Origin of the sequence: Microcosmobacter mediterraneus, assembly GCF_031846265.1 — a bacterium.
GTDB lineage: Bacteria > Bacteroidota > Bacteroidia > Flavobacteriales > Flavobacteriaceae > Microcosmobacter > Microcosmobacter mediterraneus.
This window is the reverse complement of sequence record NZ_JAVRIA010000002.1, coordinates 484,478-503,455: the sequence shown is the minus strand read 5'-3', so window position 1 is coordinate 503,455 and position 18,978 is coordinate 484,478. Positions and strand designations below refer to the sequence as shown.

The window sequence follows — 18,978 nt, the reverse complement described above, 5'->3', positions numbered from 1 at the left end:
TTGTAGTATTTTTAACTTCAATCAAAATAAATAATTCTTCACTTTATGAAAAAACTAATCCATTTGTTGTTAATGCTATTAATCATTACAGCATGCAAAGAAACCGAAACAGATTATATTGTGGAACGTAACATTAAAGTAGATTATCCAGACACCAGAACTGTTGATACAGTAACTACTTACTTTGGTACAGAAGTAAAAGACCCTTACAGATGGTTAGAAGATGACAGAAGTTCTGAAACAGAAGATTGGGTAAAGCAACAAAATCAAGCAACTTTTGGATATTTAGATAGTATTCCTTACCGAAAAGAGCTCAAAGAACGTTTGGAGAAAATGTGGAATTACGAAAAGGTAAGCTCACCATTTAAAGAGGGAGACTACACGTACTTCTATAAAAATAACGGACTCCAAAATCAATATGTTATTTATAGAACTCATGAAAAACAAGATGGAGAGGAAGAAGTTTTTCTAGATCCTAATACCTTTAACGAAGAGGGTACTATCTCATTAGGAGGATTAAGTTTTTCAAAAAACGGAAAAATAGCAGCCTATTCAATTTCTGAAGCTGGAAGTGACTGGAGAAAGATCATAGTTATGAATGCAGAAACTAAAGAAATTGTTGAAGACACATTAATAGACGTTAAGTTTAGTGGTGTTTCTTGGTTAAAAAATGAAGGTTTCTATTACTCTAGCTACGATAAACCAAAAGGGAGTGAGCTTTCTGCAAAAACAGATCAGCATAAGCTTTACTATCACAAACTTGGAACTTCTCAAAAAGACGATACATTAGTTTTTGGAGGAACTCCTGAAGAAAAGCATCGTTATGTTGGTGGTTATGTTTCTGAAGATGGAAACTATTTATTTGTTAGTGCTAGTGTATCTACTTCTGGTAATAAATTATTTATGAAAGATTTGTCAAATCCATCTAATCCATTAGTGCCAATAATAAATACAGTTGAAAGTGACACCTATGTTATTGATAATATTGGAAGTAAATTGTACTTGGTAACCAATCTTGACGCACCAAATCAAAAAATAGTTACAGTAGATGCATTGAATCCAACTCAAGATAATTGGGTGGATTTTATTCCAGAAACTGAACATGTTCTCAGTCCATCTAGAGGTGGTGGTTATTTTTTTACAGAGTATATGGTTGACGCAGTGTCTAAAGTATTACAATACGACTATGATGGTAAACTTATTAGAGAAATTAAACTCCCGGGAATTGGAAATGCAGGAGGATTTGGTGGCAAAAAAGATGAAAAAACCGATTATTATTCTTTTACAAATTATAATACACCTTCTAGTATTTATAAATATAATGTAGAGACTGGTGAGTCAGAATTATACTGGAAACCCTCTATAGATTTTAATAGTAACGATTACGAGAGTAAGCAAGTATTCTATACGTCTAAAGATGGTACTAAAGTTCCGATGATTATCACACACAAAAAAGGCATTGAACTCAATGGAAAAAACCCTACGATTCTTTATGGTTATGGTGGTTTTAATATTAGTTTAAATCCTTCATTTAGCATTGCTAATTCTGTTTGGATGGAGCAAGGTGGAGTCTACGCTGTACCTAATTTAAGAGGTGGTGGTGAGTATGGTAAAGAGTGGCATAAAGCAGGAACTCAATTACAAAAACAAAACGTATTTGACGATTTTATTGCTGCAGCAGAATATCTAATATCAGAAAATTATACATCACCAAAATTTTTAGCCATTAGAGGAGGGTCTAATGGAGGTTTATTAGTTGGCGCAACAATGACACAACGACCAGACTTAATGAGTGTGGCACTGCCAGCTGTTGGAGTTTTAGATATGCTACGTTACCACACTTTTACTGCTGGAGCTGGTTGGGCATACGATTACGGAACTGCAGAACAGAGTAAAGAAATGTTTGAATATCTAAAAGGCTATTCTCCAGTTCACAATGTAAAAGAAGGTGTTGAATATCCTGCAACTTTAGTAACCACAGGAGATCATGATGATCGTGTAGTACCAGCACACAGCTTTAAATTTGCTGCTGAGTTACAGTCTAAGCAAATGGGTAATAACCCAACACTAATTAGAATAGAAGTAGATGCAGGTCATGGTGCTGGCACACCTGTAAGCAAAACCATAGAGCAATATGCTGATATCTTTGGTTTTACTCTGTTTAATATGGGTTACGACGTGCTACCAACTAAAACAAAAGAAAAGGTAAAGGGCTAAGTTTCTCAAGTTGAGATATTTAGTTTTTTATTACCTTTAACTGCTTAAAAAAACTAATTACCGCTATGAAAAAACAACTACTATTAATTTTAGGCTTGTGTATATCCTCTATTGGGATGTCTCAAGATGAATGTGCTAGTGCAATTGCTATTACTGCTGGTTTACATACTGTAGATGCAGTAAATGGAAATGAAATTCCCAGCCCAATCTGTGCTGAAAACGGAAATGGAGCTTCAGCAGGAGAATGGTATACCTATACTCCAAGTGAAGATTATAATATCACAATAACTTCAGACCTTCAACAAAATTCTGGAGGCGATACACGTTTTCATGTATATACTGGAAATTGTGGTGCCTTAGCTTGCCATGCTGGTGATGATGATGGTGGAAATATTGGTAATGGCTACTTGTCTTATGAAGCATTTAATGTTACAGGCGGAACAACCTATTATATTGCTTGGGATAATAATTGGCAATCTGGAGGTTTTGATTTTGAACTTATCGAAAATGATCCTATCCAACCACCTCCACCTCCACCAGTTACATTTACATCGCAAGGTATTTCCACTTCAGGATCTTCACTTGCTGTTGTAGATATGAATGGTGATTTTTTAGATGATCTTGTTTCAATTAGCTCTACCAATGTTAATGTTAATTTTCAAGAAAGTACAGGTGGTTTTGAAGTAAGAAACATTACCACACCACCTGCTGCATATACACCAAGTTGGAGTATGGCTGCTGGCGATTTTAATGCAGATGGTTACAACGATTTACTCTACGGAAATGGAAGTGGCGTTACATTTATGAGAACAGTAGTTAACTCAGGAACAAATACTAATTCTGATCCTTATGATGACCTAGCTGGTTTTGATGAATTGCATACCAACGACTATGTTTTTTCTCAGCGCTCTAACTTTGCTGATATAGATAACGACGGAAATCTTGATGGGTTTGTTTGTCATGATGTTGCACCAAACGTTTATTATCTTAATGATGGTAGTGGTAATTTAGAATTCCATCAATCAGACGATCCAGACGCTCCAGTATCTTTAGGTGTGTATTCTTCTGGTGGAAATTATGGCTCTATTTGGATTGATTATGATAATGACAGAGATTTAGACATGTTCATCGCTAAATGTGGAGGCGGACCAGAACGAAGTGCTAATGAAATGCATACCAATGATGGAAGTGGAAATTACTCTCAAAACGCGCAAGATTTAAATCTTTATGACTCAATGCAAACATGGTCATCAGCTTGGGGAGATTTTGATAATGATGGTGATATGGATGTTTTTGTAGGCGCTAGTAGTGGGTCTCATAAGCTCATGAGAAATGATAATGGCATGTTTGTTAATGCAACAACTGGTTCTGGTATTAGTGCATTAACTGATACATCTATAGAAACTGTTACTCACGATTTAGATAACGATGGTAATTTAGATGTTATTTCTGGCGGAAATGTTCTCTTAGGAAATGGTGATCTAACATTTACAGTTTACGAAGGACTCTTACCTCTTGGAGGAGGAGCTTACGGAGATGTTAATAATGATGGATTTATTGATGGTTTTAATGGTACACTTTACCTTAACGATACCAATGCAAATAATTGGATTAAAATACATACCGTTGGGACTGTTAGTAATAAAAATGGTATAGGTGCAAGAGTCGAAGTTCATACAGCATCAGGAGTTAGAATTAGAGATGTTAGAAGTGGTGATGGCTTTAGATATATGAGTTCGTTAAATACACATGTTGGATTAGGTAGTGATGCTACAATAGATCAGATTATTATTTATTGGCCTTCCGGAATTGTTGATACCGTAAACAATCCTGATGTTAATACACCTATTACGGTAGTAGAAGGTGATACTTTAGGTATTGTTGATGAAGCTCTAGCAGATTTAATTATACATCCAAACCCAGTAAAGGATATACTTACTATCGCTACAACTGCTCAACTTACAGATTACATTGCTACTATTTTTGACATTAATGGTAAAAGAGTAATGAATAGCAAATTAGATTCAGAGCAATTAAATGTATCTGATTTACAATCTGGTGTCTACTTTTTAAGACTCGAAGCCGAGGGTAAATCTATAAAACGAAAATTCATTAAGCAGTAGAATTTACGATATAATATATTTTAAAACCGCTCAAAATATTGAGCGGTTTTTTTATACTATTTTTGGATTATGCTTCAAATAAAAGATATTTCATTTAGTTACAACGTAAATAAAGTTATTGAACTAAATTCATTACAAGTAAATCTAGGTAAAACTCTTGCAGTTATTGGCGAAAGTGGTTCAGGGAAAAGCACACTATTAAAACTAATTTATGGTCAATATGATTTACCTAAAGGTGAGATTTTCTGGAAAGACACTCAAATACTAGGTCCTGCTTTTAATCTCGTTATCGGTTATGATTTTATGAAGTATGTGGCGCAAGAATTTGAATTAATGCCCTACATCACTGTACAAGAAACCATTGGGCAATATCTTTCAAGTTTTTATAAAGAAAAAAAACAAAAACGCATAGAAGAATTACTCAAAATTGTAGAGCTTACTAACTTTTCTCAAACTAAAATACAGTTTTTAAGTGGTGGACAAAAACAGCGTGTTGCTTTAGCAAAAGCGTTGGCCAAAGAGCCTGAAATCTTATTGTTAGATGAACCCTTTAGTCATATAGATAATTTTAAAAAACAATCTCTTCGCAGAAGTCTCTTTAGTTATCTTAAACAAAAAAAAATCACTTCTATTGTTGCTACGCATGATAAAGATGATGTTCTTGGTTTTGCGGATAATATGTTGGTTTTACATAAAGGAAAACAGCTCGATTACAATACACCACAAGACCTATATCATAATCCTAAGCATCCGCTTATTGCTTCTTTTTTTGGTGAGTATAACATTATTGATAATAAGATAGTTTATGCGCATCAAATCAAAGTGATAGACAAATCAGAATTGAAAGCTAAGGTTAAGAACTCCTATTTTAAAGGACATTATTTTCTAATTGAAGCGGAGTTAGATGAAGAAAAAATTGTTTTTACTAGTGAATATAAGTTAGATAATGAACGTTCTGTTAATCTTAAAATAAAAACTTAATCACTTATCAAAGGCCTTCAAAAGTGCAGGCAAGTAAAAAATATCTGTTATCAGAGCAATTGCTACTGTTACTGCACATAAAATTCCGAAATCACTAACCGAAGGTGTAGCACTAGACGCGATAATTAAAAATCCACCAACTAAAGCTATCGTTGTTGAGAACAAAGCACTACCTGTATAGTGCATAGCATTATCTATTCTAGATTCTGGAGATCCAGTAATGGTTTTACTTCGTCTGTATTTATAAACTAAATGAATCGTATCATCCATGGCTATACCTAACATTATCGGTGTTATCATAGCAGTAGACACATCAAGTGGAATATCCAATAAACTCATTACAATGGCTAATATAGCTAGAGGTAAAATATTAGGAATTAATACTAATAATGTTGTTCTTAAGCTTCTTATAAAAATCAATAGACATAAAAACGCCACAAAAAACGCCGCAAAAAACGACTTAAACTGCGTCTCTAAAATGAAATGGTTTAACTGTGCAAAAACAACAGCAAATCCGTTTATTTTTAATTGAAATTTATCCGTATTAAATGTAGATTGAAAATCCTGCTTTACATCTGCTAAAACTTGTTCTAATTCTAAAGTAGTCATTTCTCGTAAACTCAATGTAATACCTGCTGTAGACATATCTTCAGAAAATAATTTAAAGAAACTATTATCTGCATTATCAACTGATGCTAAGGTGTTTTTTATTCGTGTTTCTGACACATTACTTTGAAACAATACAGGAGATCGTTTTTCTAAAAACGATTTAATATTTACAACCGAAACTGGCGCAGTAATTAATGGGTTTTCTTGTAGTTTATTTTGAAACTGTTCTAATTGTTTTAAAGCTTCTTTGCTTAAAATAACGTCGCCATTTACCGTTGAAATATTTAGTTGTAACCTAGAGCTTCCTTGTAATTGTTTTTCAACAATCCGCAAGTCTTCTTTAGCTTCGCCTTCTGCTAATAAATCTAAGGATCTTGTATCAATTTTAACCTGAGTTACCGAATATAAACCAAACAGTAATAGCGAAGTAAACCCAATTATAATTCGCGATTTATATTTTGATGTAAAGCTATTTAGCCAATCGACAAATCTAGACTGACTCATCAACTTAAATGATAATAAAGGCTTAGCATTCTTAAAATTTAAGGTCATAAAACTAAAGCCAATAATTGTAATAGCATAGACCAAAATAAAACTGAGTAATAATCCAATACAGGTGAAAATTCCCATATTCTTAAACGCTGGTAGTGGTGACAAATACAAGGCAAAATAACCTACAAACGTGGTTAGTGTTGTATAGAAACAGGGTGTAAAACTTTTACGTATGGCAAGCGTTAATAGATCAACTTTAGAAAGTGATGCATCTCTAAGACCTTCTTTATGATAAATATTAATGATATGTACAGCATCACTTACGCTATAAACCATTAAAATGGTTGGGATAAGCATTGAAATCATATTCAAGGCAAAACCCATAGAAGAAATAATTCCGAATAATAAGCTTACAGGAATGGCTACAGATAACAAAGCTATAAAAAGGTAACGTTTACTTGGTAATAGAAACAATAATAATACTGTGATAACTAAAACAGTAAGAACACCAAACAGTAAACTTTCTTTGTAAATACCTTTGCTGTAGGCTTCATTTAAAACTGGTGGCCCTGTAAGATGGTAATCTTCAAAGTGAGTGTTTATTACTGTTGTAATCTCACCTAGAATGGCTTTACGCTGAGTTTCTATAGTAGGAGTTGGATTAAGTTGAATGTAAAAAAATAGATTCTTATAATTTTCTGAAACCAATTGAGCCGTTACATTTGGCAATTTTGAAAACAGACTTTTTAATCCTTTTTCGCTTCGCTCAGAATTATATAGATTATCAAATCTAATCGTATTATTAGCGTATATAGGATATTTAGCTTTAGCTAAACTAAAAGATGTATTTACATAAGGAAGCGCATCAATATCTTCTGTTAAGGCTTGGAGTTTCTGCATTTCAGTTTCTGAAATGGCATTTTCAACAGGTAACATGGCAATATAAATCTCATCAGATCCAAATTTTTCCTGGAAATCGATGTAAGCCTTATAACTTGGATCGTCTTCTAAAAACCATATCGTTAACGAGTTATCAATTCTAAGTTTATTGAGCGTTTGATAACCAGCTAAACCCATTAAAACTGCTAGAGTTACAATAATAATAACTCTAAATTTTATAATGAATTGAATGCTTTTTTTTAGGTTTTTCATAGCAGATTTTACAGCACTTTTATAACTGTAAAGATACTGTTTCTAAAGCTAAAAGTATCTCCTTTAGTCTTTCCTAATAATTCCTTAGCTATTGGTGTTACAACAGAAATAGCAAAATAATTAGTGTTATCAATTTCAAATTCACCAGCACTAATACTGATAAAATAATGCTGTTTTGAAGTAAAAACAATACTGCCTAATCCTACACGCTTGTGCTTAGATTTATAATCTACTTTCTGAAGTATTTCTTGTAATTTCTGAACTTCTGCCAACTGTTGTCCTGCCTTCTCTCTCTCGAGCTGAAGCATAGCTCTGCCAGTTTCGTGCTTGTCACCTGCACTACTTTTAGTTTCTGATTCTAATGCTTTTTGAATTTCAAAAATTGTGTTTCTAATAGTTTCTAGTCTTTTATTGAGCAACGCTTGACAATGGTTATAGAGTTGTTGTTTAATAGAGAGGTTCTTCATTTCGCTTTGCTCATTCTAATAACATTATACTAAATCAGCTAATTCCTTACCTACTAAACTACCAATAGCAATTCCCATTCCTCCTAATCTAACTCCACAAAACACATGATTAGAAAGCTGTTTTAAAACTGGATTTTTTTGGTTTCCGATTCCCATAATACCACTCCATCGCTGATCGATTTCATAGTTGGTATTTGGAAGAATTGTTGAGCTTAAGAGCTCTTCAAGTGCGCTTTGAATTAATTCAGTTTGCCCAAAATCTGTAGTCTCTTCTCCATCAAAATCAAGATTACGACCTCCACCTAAAAGAATACGATTATCAATATTTCTAAAATAGTAATACCCTCTATCTAAGTGAAATGTGCCTTTGATGTGCAAATTTTCAATTGGTTTTGTAATCAAGACCTGAGCTCTGGCTGGCTTTACATTTTCATCAAGCAACTTTAATGCAAAACCGTTTGTGGCAATGAGTAATTTCGAGGTCAAAAATTCGAATCTTTTAGTTTTTACTTTGACAAAAGTATTATTTTCAAAATACGATTCAACATTAATATTATTCAATATTTTAATACCCTTTGACTGTACTTTTTGGAGTAATGATTCCATCATTCTCCCAGTGTCTATCTGACCTTCAAACTGATTAAAAATATAATTTGACTTAATTCTATTAAAACCGAATGTATTATCAGTTAAACTGTAAATATTAGCACCAAATAAGGGGTTTAAAAGTGCATTAATTCTAGATAAATTAGATAAACAGGTATTGAATAATTCATCATTTTCAGAAAATAATTCATAGCTTCCTAAAGCTTTATAATCAATGTTTTTGTCTCCAAGTGTGGTTCGTAATAACTTTAAACCTTCAATCCGCATTTTCACCAAATTAATTACCTCTTCCTCTGAATGTGATTTGAGATCTTCACATAGTTCACTAAGACTACCAAAACAAGCAAAGCCAGCATTTTTAGTACTCGCTCCCTGAGGAAGTATACCTTTTTCAAGAATCAAAATTTTAGAAACTGGAAATCGCTCTTTGAGCTGTAATGCACAATTAAGGCCTACAATTCCACTACCAACAATAGTAAAATCAACATTAGATAACCAGGTTTTTATTTCCCAATACGATAGATTCATTATGAATTAAAATAAGACCCTAAAAATACCTCGAATAATAAATAAAAAATAGCTTAATATTTAAAACAAAACTTTTATCTTTGCAGCGCGAAAAACTAAGGGTTTTTTCACATAATTTTTAAGCAAAACAATAAAGATAAAGGTAATGTCAAAAGTTACAGGTAAAGTTGCACAAATAGTAGGCCCAGTTATCGATGTTGAATTCGGTTCTGGAGCTGAACTTCCAAAGATTTACGATTCGTTAGAAATTAACAACCAAGATGGTTCTAAATTAGTACTAGAAGTACAATCTCACATTGGTGAAGATACAGTACGTACTATTGCTATGGATTCGTCTGATGGTTTAAGTAGAGGAACCGAAGTTCATGCTACTGGTGCTCCGATTCAAATGCCAATTGGAGAAGATGTTTATGGACGTCTATTCAATGTTATTGGTGATGCAATTGACGGATTAGGTGATTTACCTAAAGCTGGTGATGCTGGTTTACCAATTCACAGACAAGCGCCTAAGTTTGAAGATTTATCGACATCAACTGAAGTTTTATTTACTGGTATCAAAGTAATTGATCTTATAGAGCCTTATGCTAAGGGTGGTAAGATTGGATTATTTGGTGGTGCTGGTGTTGGTAAAACAGTATTGATTCAAGAATTGATTAACAATATTGCTAAAGGACATGGTGGACTTTCGGTATTCGCAGGAGTAGGTGAAAGAACACGTGAAGGAAACGATTTACTTCGTGAGATGTTAGAATCAGGTATTATCAAGTATGGTGATGATTTTATGCATTCTATGGAAGAAGGTGGTTGGGATCTTAAAAAAGTAGATAAGTCTGCAATGAAAGATTCTAAAGCAACTTTCGTGTTCGGACAAATGAACGAACCTCCTGGAGCTCGTGCTCGTGTGGCATTATCTGGTTTAACAATTGCAGAATATTTCCGTGATGGTGCTGGTGACGGACAAGGAAAAGATGTATTATTCTTCGTAGATAATATCTTCCGTTTTACACAAGCTGGTTCTGAAGTATCTGCTTTACTTGGTCGTATGCCTTCTGCGGTAGGTTACCAACCTACATTAGCAACAGAAATGGGTGCGATGCAAGAGCGTATTACGTCTACCAAAAAAGGTTCTATTACATCAGTACAAGCGGTTTACGTACCTGCAGATGATTTAACGGATCCTGCACCTGCAACAACATTTGCTCACTTAGATGCAACAACTGTATTATCTCGTAAAATTGCCGAGCTTGGTATTTATCCTGCTGTGGACCCTTTAGATTCTACATCTAGAATTCTTACTGCAGATATCTTAGGAGATGAGCATTATGACTGTGCACAACGTGTAAAAGAGTTGTTACAGCGTTATAAAGAATTACAAGATATTATTGCCATCTTAGGTATGGAAGAATTATCTGAAGAAGATAAAATGGCTGTAGGTAGAGCGAGACGTGTTCAACGTTTCTTATCTCAACCATTCCACGTAGCTGAACAGTTTACAGGTATACCAGGTGTATTAGTAGATATTAAAGAAACGATTAAAGGATTTAACATGATCATGGATGGTGAATTAGACCACCTACCAGAAGCAGCGTTTAACCTTAAAGGTTCTATTGAAGAAGCTGTCGAAGCTGGAGAGAAAATGTTAGCTGAAGCGTAAATCGGTAAGCAGTAATAGTAAATAGTAGTAAGTGACTACTAGATACTAAATACTGATTACTAAATACTATAAAACTATGTATTTAGAAATTGTATCACCAGAAGCCACATTATTTAAAGGAGACGTAGATTCTATAGCTGTTCCTGGAGTAAATGGTGAATTTGAAATGCTTACAGATCATGCACCAATAGTATCATTATTAAAAGCTGGTCATGTTAAGATATATGGAACTATTCAATTAGATGAAGAGGTTGAAGATAAATTCACTAAAGGTGATGACAGAGGTATATGGTTGACTATTAACTCTGGTACCTTAGAGATGAAAGACAATAAAGTAATTGTATTAGCTGACTAATAAATTACTTTCACAATAAAAAAACCGTTTTAAGATTTAAAACGGTTTTTTTATTAATTAAGATTACGCTTTTTAATAAAGAATCGCTTCAATAACTCAGAAGCTTCTTCAGCTAAAACACCACCAATCATTTTAGTTTTAGGATGTAGTTTAGTTTTAAGCGCAATACAACCACGTTCTTCATCTCTTGCTCCGTAAACAATTTTTGAGATCTGACTCCAATATAAAGCTCCTGCACACATCTGACAAGGTTCAAGAGTTACATATAATGTGCAGTTATGAAGATATTTGCCTCCTAAAAAATTAGCAGCTGCAGTAATTGCTTGCATCTCTGCATGTGCTGTAACATCATTAAGTAATTCTGTTAAATTATGACCTCTCGCAATAATCCTATCTTCTATAACAATAACAGCTCCAACTGGGACTTCGTCTTTATCAAAAGCTAGTTCTGCTTCTTGCATTGCTTTTTTCATAAAATAAGTATCATCGTAAGGGTTTAGCATACATTCAATTTATATTTGCAACTCGTACATTTGTACAAATATGAGTAAAATATTAGACCATATCAATTTTCCTACGGATTTACGCAGGCTATCTGTTGAAGAGTTAACACAACTAGCTCAAGAACTTCGCGAATTTATAATCAATATTGTAGCTACCAAAGAAGGACACTTAGGAGCTAGTCTTGGTGTTGTAGAATTAACGATTGCCTTACATTATGTTTTCAATACACCTAAAGATTTATTAATTTGGGATGTTGGTCATCAAGCTTATGGTCATAAAATATTAACTGGCAGGAAAGAGGTGTTTCATACCAATAGGCAACTTGGAGGCATCAGTGGTTTTCCTAAACGAAGCGAAAGTGAATACGATACATTTGGTGTAGGACACTCCTCTACTTCCATTTCTGCTGCATTAGGAATGGCTATTGCTTCTCAATTAAAAGGGGAAGATAATCATCATATTGCAGTAATTGGTGATGCTTCCATTGCTAGCGGAATGGCTTTTGAAGGATTAAATCATGCAGGAGTTACCAAAGCAAATCTATTAGTGATTCTTAATGATAATGCCATTGGAATTGACCCAAGTGTTGGCGCATTAAAACAATATCTTACAAACGTTAAAACAGGAACTCAACAACAAGATAATATTTTTGAGGCTTTAAATTTTGACTATTCTGGTCCAATTGATGGCCACGACTTACCTAAAATTATTACAGAACTAGAACGCCTAAAAACTGTAAAAGGCCCAAAATTTCTTCATGTCATAACCACCAAAGGGAAAGGTCTAAAACAGGCAGAGGAACATCAAGTAAAATATCATTCTCCGGGAAAATTTAATGCTGTTACAGGTGAATTAATTATTAAGTCTAACTTACACCAGCCACCAAAATTCCAAGATGTTTTTGGGTATACTATTGTTGAATTAGCAAAACAAAATGAAAAAATTATTGGTATAACTCCAGCGATGCCAACTGGAAGTTCATTAAAATATATGATGGATGAACTCCCAAAACGTGCTTTTGATGTTGGTATTGCAGAACAACATGCTGTAACTCTAGCAGCAGGAATGGCAACACAAGGATTAATTCCGTTTTGTAATATTTATTCTACATTTTTACAACGCGCTTATGACCAAGTTATTCACGATGTTGCTTTGCAGAACCTTCCAGTAATTTTTTGTTTAGATAGAGCTGGTTTAGTAGGCCAAGATGGTGCTACGCACCATGGTGTATTTGACTTGGTCTATTTAAGATGTATTCCTAATCTTATTTTGTTTTCGCCTAGAAATGAAATAGAATTACGAAACATAATGTATACAGCTCAACTAGGTTTACAACATCCAATAGCCATTCGTTATCCAAGAGGACGAGGAACGCTTTTAAACTGGGAACAAGATTTCAAATCTATTGCTATAGGTACAGGAATCTGTTTAAAGAAAGGGGCTAAAAAAGCTGTTCTTAGTATTGGGTCTATCTCTGAAAATGTTTCAAAAGCATTAGATCTTATGACTAAAAAACAATCTTTGGAAATTAGTCATTACGATATGCGATTTATAAAGCCATTAGATGAGAAGTTACTCCATACTATTTTTGAGACCTATGATTCTGTTTTTACTATAGAAGATGGTGTAATTAATGGTGGCTTTGGAAGTGCTATTTTGGAATTTGCTGCTAAAAACAACTATAAAACTTCAATAAAAGTACTCGGAATTGATGATGATTTTGTGCATCATGGCACTATACAAGAACTACAGCAACAATGTAAGTTAGATCCAGAACATTTAAAAAACTGGTTTTTAAATTAATCTTCCTCTTGATCTGTAGTTGCTAAATCTGGCTGATTGTTTGCATCGTATACCTCAACTTGTTGTAATTGAGTATCAGGATTCTTACTGTTGGTGATATCTTCCATCATAAGAAATAAGGCAACTGCTACTAGGAGTATAACAAAAGCTCCGATAATGTTTTTTTTCATTTTGGTAGAATATAGACAATAAATTTAGAACAAATACCGATTAAAAACAAATTTTATCGATAAAGTGTAAATTTAAAAAACTAAAAGCAGAGGGTTACTTTCCAGTTTCTGTTAATTAAAATTAAGATTTACATCTCTTTTGCCTTATTCTTGTAAGAAAAGTTATCACCAATTCTATTAACAAAAATTAGTCTAAACCATTAAGTTTTCTGTATGACAGTGTCATTAATGAATCTGAGAGACTTGCTATATAACTGCACATTGCCATTAAATTTTCATACATATTATTAGACGCAGATATTTCTAATGCTTTAAAATAATTTTGAATGAGATCATCTTTAACAGTCATCTGCTCATTATTCAAATTTGAAATAGCGCTAGATAGTGTGTCTAAAACAAAAGCAATAGCTGTAAACCCAAAAAGTTCTTTTTCTAACACTTCTTTAGACTTATATATCTTTTCAATACTAATCTTAATGATATCATTTATTTGAGCCTTATACTGACTTAAATCGAGTAGGCTCTTATCAAATTCTCCATTAAGAATAGCTTCTTCGTTTTTCATGAAAATATCAACAGCCTCAGTAATTAGTGTGTTAATGGCTAATGCTCTCAAATAACTTACTCTATCTTTTGTGTCTCTAAGTTGATTGTATTTGGAAGAATTAATAGAATGCCTAACAAGGTTTATTAAATACTCCAAAGCATATTCTTCTTGGATAAGCCCTAAATTAATCCCATCTTCAAAATCAATTATAGTATAGCAAATATCATCTGCAGCTTCTACTAAAAACGTTAATGGATGTCTAGAGAAGCTTAAATCTTGTATAGATCGTTTGAGTAAACCTAATTCTTCGGCAATTTCAATAAAACTATCTTTTTCTCTTTGAAAAAAACCATATTTTTTATCTGCTATATGGCTTGTTGGTTTCTTAGGTAGTGACTCTTTTGGATATTTCATAAAAGCACCAAGAGTAGCATAGCTTAATCGTAAACCTCCTTCTCGTCCTGCTCTACTTTCTGTTAGAATTTTAAATCCATTAGCATTGCCTTCAAAATCACATAAATCTTGATATTCTTTAGCTGTAAGTTGTGATTTAAACCGTTGTCCTTCTCCTGTTTTAAAGAATTCGCCAATAGCACTTTCGCCTGAATGTCCAAAGGGTGGATTACCAATATCATGAGCTAAAGATGCTGCAGCCACTATAGCTCCAAAATCGTTAGCTTGATAACCCAATGAATCTTTTAAATGTGGATGCTTTTCTAATACTCTTTGGCCTACTTTTCTACCTAATGATCTACCTACTACGCTAACTTCTAAACTATGGGTTAAACGTGTGTGAACAAAATCTGTTTTAGATAATGGAATAACCTGTGTTTTATCTTGAAGGCTTCTAAATTCTGAAGAAAAAATAATACGATCATAATCGACCTCAAAACCTAATCTAGTTTCATCTTGTTCTTTACGTATTCTTTTGTGTGTATCTCCAAATCGTTTTAACGATAATAAATCTTCCCAATTCATTTAAGTCAAGTAAATTAAAGTGACATTTCAGGAATATCTCCTTCAATAATAAGACGTGCTTCTGTAGCATCATCAATATCTTGTACAGAAACTCCTGGAGCACGTTCTAATAATTTAAACCCGTCTTTTGTAACTTCCATTACAGCCAAATTTGTAACTACTTTTTTTACACATCCAACTCCTGTTAAAGGTAAGGTGCATTGCTTAAGCAATTTAGATTGTCCTCGTTTATTAGTGTGCATCATTGCCACAATTATATTCTCAGCACTGGCTACTAAATCCATAGCTCCTCCCATACCTTTAACCATTCGTCCTGGAATTTTCCAATTGGCAATATCTCCATTTTCTGCAACTTCCATTGCGCCTAAAATAGTAAGATCTACATGCTTTCCTCGTATCATAGAAAAACTCATGGTTGAGTCAAAAAAAGAAGCACCTGGTAACGTCGTTATGGTTTGCTTACCAGCATTTATAATATCAGCATCTTCTTCGCCTTCAAATGGAAAAGGACCCATTCCTAACACACCATTTTCGCTTTGAAATTCTACTTCTATATCATTTCTTACAAAGTTGGCAACTAGAGTAGGAATTCCTATTCCTAGGTTTACGTAGTAACCATCTTTTACTTCTTTTGCTATTCGCTTAGCAATTCCGTTCTTATCTAACATTATTCTTTAGGTCTAACAGTTCGTTGCTCTATTCTCTTTTCATATTGTGCACCTTTAAAAATGCGCTGTACAAATATTCCCGGTATATGAATTTGATTAGGATCTAGCTCACCAACAGGAACTAGTTCTTCTACCTCAGCTACAGTAATTTTAGCAGCGCCACACATATTAGGGTTAAAATTACGTGCAGTTCCTTTAAAAATTAAATTCCCAGCAGCATCTCCTTTCCATGCCTTGATAAAGCCAAAATCAGCATCAAAAGCTTTTTCTAAAACATACATTTTTCCATTAAATTCTCTGGTCTCTTTTCCTTCTGCTACTTCAGTTCCATAACCTGCAGGTGTATAAAAAGCAGGAAAACCAGCTTGTGCTGCTCTACAGCGTTCAGCTAAAGTTCCTTGCGGAATAAGTTCAACCTCTAATTCACCACTAAGCATCTGACGTTCAAATTCATCATTTTCACCAACATAAGAAGAAATCATTTTCTTAATTTGACGTTGTTGTAACAACAAACCTAAACCAAAATCATCGACACCTGCATTATTAGATACACAGGTTAATCCTGTAACTCCAAGTGTTACCAATTTAGCTATACTATTTTCAGGGATTCCACTTAATCCAAATCCTCCAAACATAAAGGTCATATTATCATCTACACCCTTTAACGCTTCGGAAACATTTGGCACAACTTTACTAATCATGCTTATTTTTTTGAGAAGGAAAATTACGAAATAAAAAAGCCATTCTAAAACGAATGGCTTTCAAAATATCTTTAAAAATCAATATCGTCCATGCCATCATCTAAGTCATCATCTATACCTTCATTTGGATTAGAGACATACTCATCACAATTTACTTCAATTGATAAATTTGTTGGTCTTTCAAAATCGTCTTTAGAAACATTCAATGCTTCATCTGCATAGCATGCTTTCATAAATAAAGCCCAAATGGGTAAGGCTACTGATGCACCTTGACCATAAGATGTTCTTGAAAAATGAGCTGCTCTATCTTCAGCACCTACCCAAACTCCTGTAACGAGGTTTGGCACCATTCCCATAAACCAACCATCACTCTGATTTTGAGTGGTTCCTGTTTTACCAGCAATTGGATTGGTTAACTCATAAGGATATCCAGTAATAATCTCTTTATACAAATCTTGGTTAGCTCTCCATCTATCTCTTAATCGACTTCCAGATCCAGCCTCAACTACACCTTGCATTAAATTAACGGTTACATAGGCTACTTCTTCACTTAATACGTCTCTACTCTCTGGCACAAACTGAAATAATACTGTTCCGTTTTTATCTTCTATTCTTGTAACCATTACTGGCTTATTATAAACTCCTTTATTTGCAAATGTTGAATAGGCTGCTACCATTTCATAGACGCTAAGATCTGGAGTTCCTAAAGCAATAGAAGGTACCGCTAAAATATCTTGTTCTACACCTAGTTTTTTTGCTAAATCTATAACAGGCTGTGGTCCAATTTTATCCATTAGCCTTGCTGTAATTGTATTTGTTGAATTAGCTAAAGCATTCTTAAGTGTTTTAAAGCCGCCATATTTATTACCATCATTTTTTGGTGTCCATGGTTCTGGATTTCCGTATTTATTAGCTTCTATTGTAATTTGTGTATTTGGCAATGTATCGCAAGGTGATAATTGTAGCTGATCTATAGCAGCTGCATATACAAAGGGTTTAAAAGTTGAACCAACTTGACGTTTCCCAGTTTTAACATGATCATACTGAAAATGCTTAAAATTCATACCTCCAACCCAAGCTTTAACGTGACCCGTTTTAGGATCCATAGACATCATTCCAGGATGTAAAAACGACTTGTAATATCGCATAGAGTCGATGGGTTTCATGATGGTGTCTATCTCTCCTTTCCATGAAAAAATCGTCATAGGTACGGCTTTGTCAAATGACTTTATAATGTCTTCATCTGATTTTTTTAGATCGTATTTCATTTTTCGCCAACGTTCTGAGCGTCGCATTCCTGTTCTCATTAAAGCGTCTATTTGATCTTGTTCTAAATCTAAGAAAGGTGCTGTTGGATTTCGTTTTGGTGTATTCTGATTATCAAACTCCGCTTGCAGTCTTGGCATATGTTGCTGCACTGCATCTTCGGCATGTTGCTGCATACGAGAGTCGATAGTTGTGTATATTTTTAAACCATCATTATACAAGTTGTATTTTTCGCCATCTGGTTTAGGATTATTTTTAATCCACTCCTTCATAAAGCCATCTAGATACGATCTAAAATAGGTAGCCAATCCCTCTCTATGTGATTGTGGTGTGTATCTTAAATCTAATTCTCTGGCTTGAAGCGAATCTTTCGTTTTTTCGTCAATAAACTCATAGTTAAACATTTGACGTAGTACCACATTTCTTCTATTTCTTGTACCAACCGGATTTTTATGAGGTCTTGGATTATAAAGCGATGAGTTTTTAAACATCCCAACAAGCATGGCTGATTCTTTAATATCTAAATCCTTGGGTTCTTTATTGAAATATATATTTGATGCTGAGCGAATACCATCTGCATTATTACCAAAATCATAGATATTAAAATACATAGCTATAATTTCTTCTTTGGTATATTGACGCTCTAACCGAATGGCTAAAACCCATTCTTTTATTTTTTGAAATAATGCATTAGTGGTACTTTCTTTATCTCTTACTCCAATAAATAACTGTCTGGCTAGTTGTTGTGATATTGTACTTGCTCCTCCTCGTTTCCCTAAGAATGCAAAAGCTCTAATTGTTCCAATGGCATCTATTCCTGCATGGTCATGATATCTAACGTCTTCTGTAGCGATAAGCGCATCAATTAAATTCTGAGGGAGTTCATTATAACCAACAGGTGTTCTGTTGTCTTTAAAATAAAACTTAGAAACTAGTTTACCATCAGAAGATATGACTTCAGAGGCAAGATTAGTTCTTGGATTCTCTAAAACAGTATGATCTGGCATTTCGCCAAAAACTCCCCAAGAGGCCATCAAAAAAATAAGAGTAACTAATAAAACACCACCACTAAAAGTAATCCAAAACCAACGTACATGCTTAGAAAAATCTAAGACTTGAGTTTTAGGTTTTTTTGCTTTTTGTTTTGCCATGATCTA

At 33.8% G+C, this 18,978-nt stretch carries 15 protein-coding genes; 6 read left to right on the top strand and 9 right to left on the bottom strand.

Going from position 1 to position 18,978, the window contains the following annotated elements:
• The first annotated feature begins 45 nt into the window (after nt 1-45).
• The 3 genes from RM697_RS05710 (at nt 46) to RM697_RS05700 (ending at nt 5,321) form a co-directional block, all read left to right on the top strand.
• Nucleotides 46-2,217 carry a prolyl oligopeptidase family serine peptidase gene (locus tag RM697_RS05710; protein ID WP_311426900.1) on the top strand — a complete coding sequence of 724 codons (2,172 nt, stop codon included), beginning with the start codon at nt 46-48 and terminating at the stop codon, nt 2,215-2,217.
• 65 nt (nt 2,218-2,282) lie between these two features.
• Entirely contained in the window at nt 2,283-4,340 is a 2,058-nt protein-coding gene (locus RM697_RS05705) for a T9SS type A sorting domain-containing protein (protein ID WP_311426899.1), read from the top strand.
• Nucleotides 4,341-4,409: 69 nt separating this feature from the next.
• The gene (locus tag RM697_RS05700) at nt 4,410-5,321 is read left to right on the top strand and encodes an ABC transporter ATP-binding protein (RefSeq protein WP_311426898.1); all 912 of its coding nucleotides are present in this window, start codon (nt 4,410-4,412) and stop codon (nt 5,319-5,321) included.
• Here the strand turns inward: RM697_RS05700 and RM697_RS05695 are convergent, their stop codons facing one another.
• From RM697_RS05695 to RM697_RS05685, 3 genes are read right to left on the bottom strand one after another with little or no spacing between them, the layout of a single operon-like run.
• On the bottom strand, nt 5,322-7,574 hold the full coding sequence (locus RM697_RS05695; RefSeq protein WP_311426897.1) for an efflux RND transporter permease subunit: 2,253 nt from the start codon (nt 7,572-7,574) through the stop codon (nt 5,322-5,324). It abuts the gene before it with no gap.
• 8 nt (nt 7,575-7,582) lie between these two features.
• A complete protein-coding gene (locus RM697_RS05690) occupies nt 7,583-8,041 on the bottom strand; it encodes a 3-oxoacyl-ACP synthase (protein ID WP_311426896.1) in 459 nt (152 codons plus the stop codon).
• A gap of 24 nt (nt 8,042-8,065) precedes the next feature.
• Nucleotides 8,066-9,175, bottom strand: coding sequence for an NAD(P)/FAD-dependent oxidoreductase (locus RM697_RS05685; RefSeq protein WP_311426895.1), 1,110 nt, complete (start codon nt 9,173-9,175; stop codon nt 8,066-8,068).
• Between the two features lie 145 nt (nt 9,176-9,320).
• Between RM697_RS05685 and atpD the strand changes: the two genes are divergently transcribed.
• Nucleotides 9,321-10,829 (top strand): F0F1 ATP synthase subunit beta, encoded by a 1,509-nt coding sequence (gene atpD / locus RM697_RS05680; RefSeq protein WP_311426894.1) that lies wholly within the window; start codon nt 9,321-9,323, stop codon nt 10,827-10,829.
• A gap of 76 nt (nt 10,830-10,905) precedes the next feature.
• Nucleotides 10,906-11,184 carry a F0F1 ATP synthase subunit delta/epsilon gene (locus RM697_RS05675; protein ID WP_311426893.1) on the top strand — a complete coding sequence of 93 codons (279 nt, stop codon included), beginning with the start codon at nt 10,906-10,908 and terminating at the stop codon, nt 11,182-11,184.
• A gap of 53 nt (nt 11,185-11,237) precedes the next feature.
• Here RM697_RS05675 and RM697_RS05670 read toward each other — a convergent pair whose 3' ends face one another.
• On the bottom strand, nt 11,238-11,687 hold the full coding sequence (locus tag RM697_RS05670; protein ID WP_311426892.1) for a nucleoside deaminase: 450 nt from the start codon (nt 11,685-11,687) through the stop codon (nt 11,238-11,240).
• Nucleotides 11,688-11,727: 40 nt separating this feature from the next.
• On the opposite strand from RM697_RS05670, the gene RM697_RS05665 reads away from it, so the two are divergent.
• Complete coding sequence (locus tag RM697_RS05665; protein WP_311426891.1) at nt 11,728-13,491, top strand: 1-deoxy-D-xylulose-5-phosphate synthase; 1,764 nt, start codon at nt 11,728-11,730, stop codon at nt 13,489-13,491.
• Here RM697_RS05665 and RM697_RS05660 read toward each other — a convergent pair.
• The 5 genes from RM697_RS05660 to RM697_RS05640 all read right to left on the bottom strand — a co-directional run bounded on the left by RM697_RS05660 (nt 13,488) and on the right by RM697_RS05640 (nt 18,972).
• Nucleotides 13,488-13,661 carry a hypothetical protein gene (locus RM697_RS05660; protein WP_311426890.1) on the bottom strand — a complete coding sequence of 58 codons (174 nt, stop codon included), beginning with the start codon at nt 13,659-13,661 and terminating at the stop codon, nt 13,488-13,490. The genes RM697_RS05665 and RM697_RS05660 overlap by 4 nt on opposite strands.
• Nucleotides 13,662-13,848: 187 nt before the next feature.
• Nucleotides 13,849-15,186, bottom strand: a complete 1,338-nt coding sequence (gene dgt / locus RM697_RS05655; protein WP_311426889.1) for a dGTP triphosphohydrolase — start codon at nt 15,184-15,186, stop codon at nt 13,849-13,851.
• Nucleotides 15,187-15,200: 14 nt separating this feature from the next.
• Entirely contained in the window at nt 15,201-15,854 is a 654-nt protein-coding gene (locus RM697_RS05650) for a 3-oxoacid CoA-transferase subunit B (RefSeq protein WP_311426888.1), read from the bottom strand.
• Nucleotides 15,854-16,555, bottom strand: a complete 702-nt coding sequence (locus RM697_RS05645; RefSeq protein ID WP_311426887.1) for a CoA transferase subunit A — start codon at nt 16,553-16,555, stop codon at nt 15,854-15,856. Before RM697_RS05645 ends, RM697_RS05650 begins: the two co-directional genes overlap by 1 nt.
• A gap of 71 nt (nt 16,556-16,626) precedes the next feature.
• The gene (locus RM697_RS05640; RefSeq protein WP_311426886.1) at nt 16,627-18,972 is read right to left on the bottom strand and encodes a penicillin-binding protein 1A; all 2,346 of its coding nucleotides are present in this window, start codon (nt 18,970-18,972) and stop codon (nt 16,627-16,629) included.
• Nucleotides 18,973-18,978: the final 6 nt, after the last annotated feature.

Coding starts and splice junctions, on each gene's coding strand:
- RM697_RS05645 (WP_311426887.1), bottom strand. CDS start 16,555: ATGATTAGTAAAGTTGTGCCAAATGTTTCCGAAGCGTTAAAGGGTGTA.
- RM697_RS05695 (WP_311426897.1), bottom strand. CDS start 7,574: ATGAAAAACCTAAAAAAAAGCATTCAATTCATTATAAAATTTAGAGTT.
- atpD (WP_311426894.1), top strand. CDS start 9,321: ATGTCAAAAGTTACAGGTAAAGTTGCACAAATAGTAGGCCCAGTTATC.
- RM697_RS05670 (WP_311426892.1), bottom strand. CDS start 11,687: ATGCTAAACCCTTACGATGATACTTATTTTATGAAAAAAGCAATGCAA.
- RM697_RS05665 (WP_311426891.1), top strand. CDS start 11,728: ATGAGTAAAATATTAGACCATATCAATTTTCCTACGGATTTACGCAGG.
- dgt (WP_311426889.1), bottom strand. CDS start 15,186: ATGAATTGGGAAGATTTATTATCGTTAAAACGATTTGGAGATACACAC.
- RM697_RS05700 (WP_311426898.1), top strand. CDS start 4,410: ATGCTTCAAATAAAAGATATTTCATTTAGTTACAACGTAAATAAAGTT.
- RM697_RS05660 (WP_311426890.1), bottom strand. CDS start 13,661: ATGAAAAAAAACATTATCGGAGCTTTTGTTATACTCCTAGTAGCAGTT.
- RM697_RS05650 (WP_311426888.1), bottom strand. CDS start 15,854: ATGTTAGATAAGAACGGAATTGCTAAGCGAATAGCAAAAGAAGTAAAA.
- RM697_RS05685 (WP_311426895.1), bottom strand. CDS start 9,175: ATGAATCTATCGTATTGGGAAATAAAAACCTGGTTATCTAATGTTGAT.
- RM697_RS05675 (WP_311426893.1), top strand. CDS start 10,906: ATGTATTTAGAAATTGTATCACCAGAAGCCACATTATTTAAAGGAGAC.
- RM697_RS05690 (WP_311426896.1), bottom strand. CDS start 8,041: ATGAAGAACCTCTCTATTAAACAACAACTCTATAACCATTGTCAAGCG.
- RM697_RS05640 (WP_311426886.1), bottom strand. CDS start 18,972: ATGGCAAAACAAAAAGCAAAAAAACCTAAAACTCAAGTCTTAGATTTT.
- RM697_RS05710 (WP_311426900.1), top strand. CDS start 46: ATGAAAAAACTAATCCATTTGTTGTTAATGCTATTAATCATTACAGCA.
- RM697_RS05705 (WP_311426899.1), top strand. CDS start 2,283: ATGAAAAAACAACTACTATTAATTTTAGGCTTGTGTATATCCTCTATT.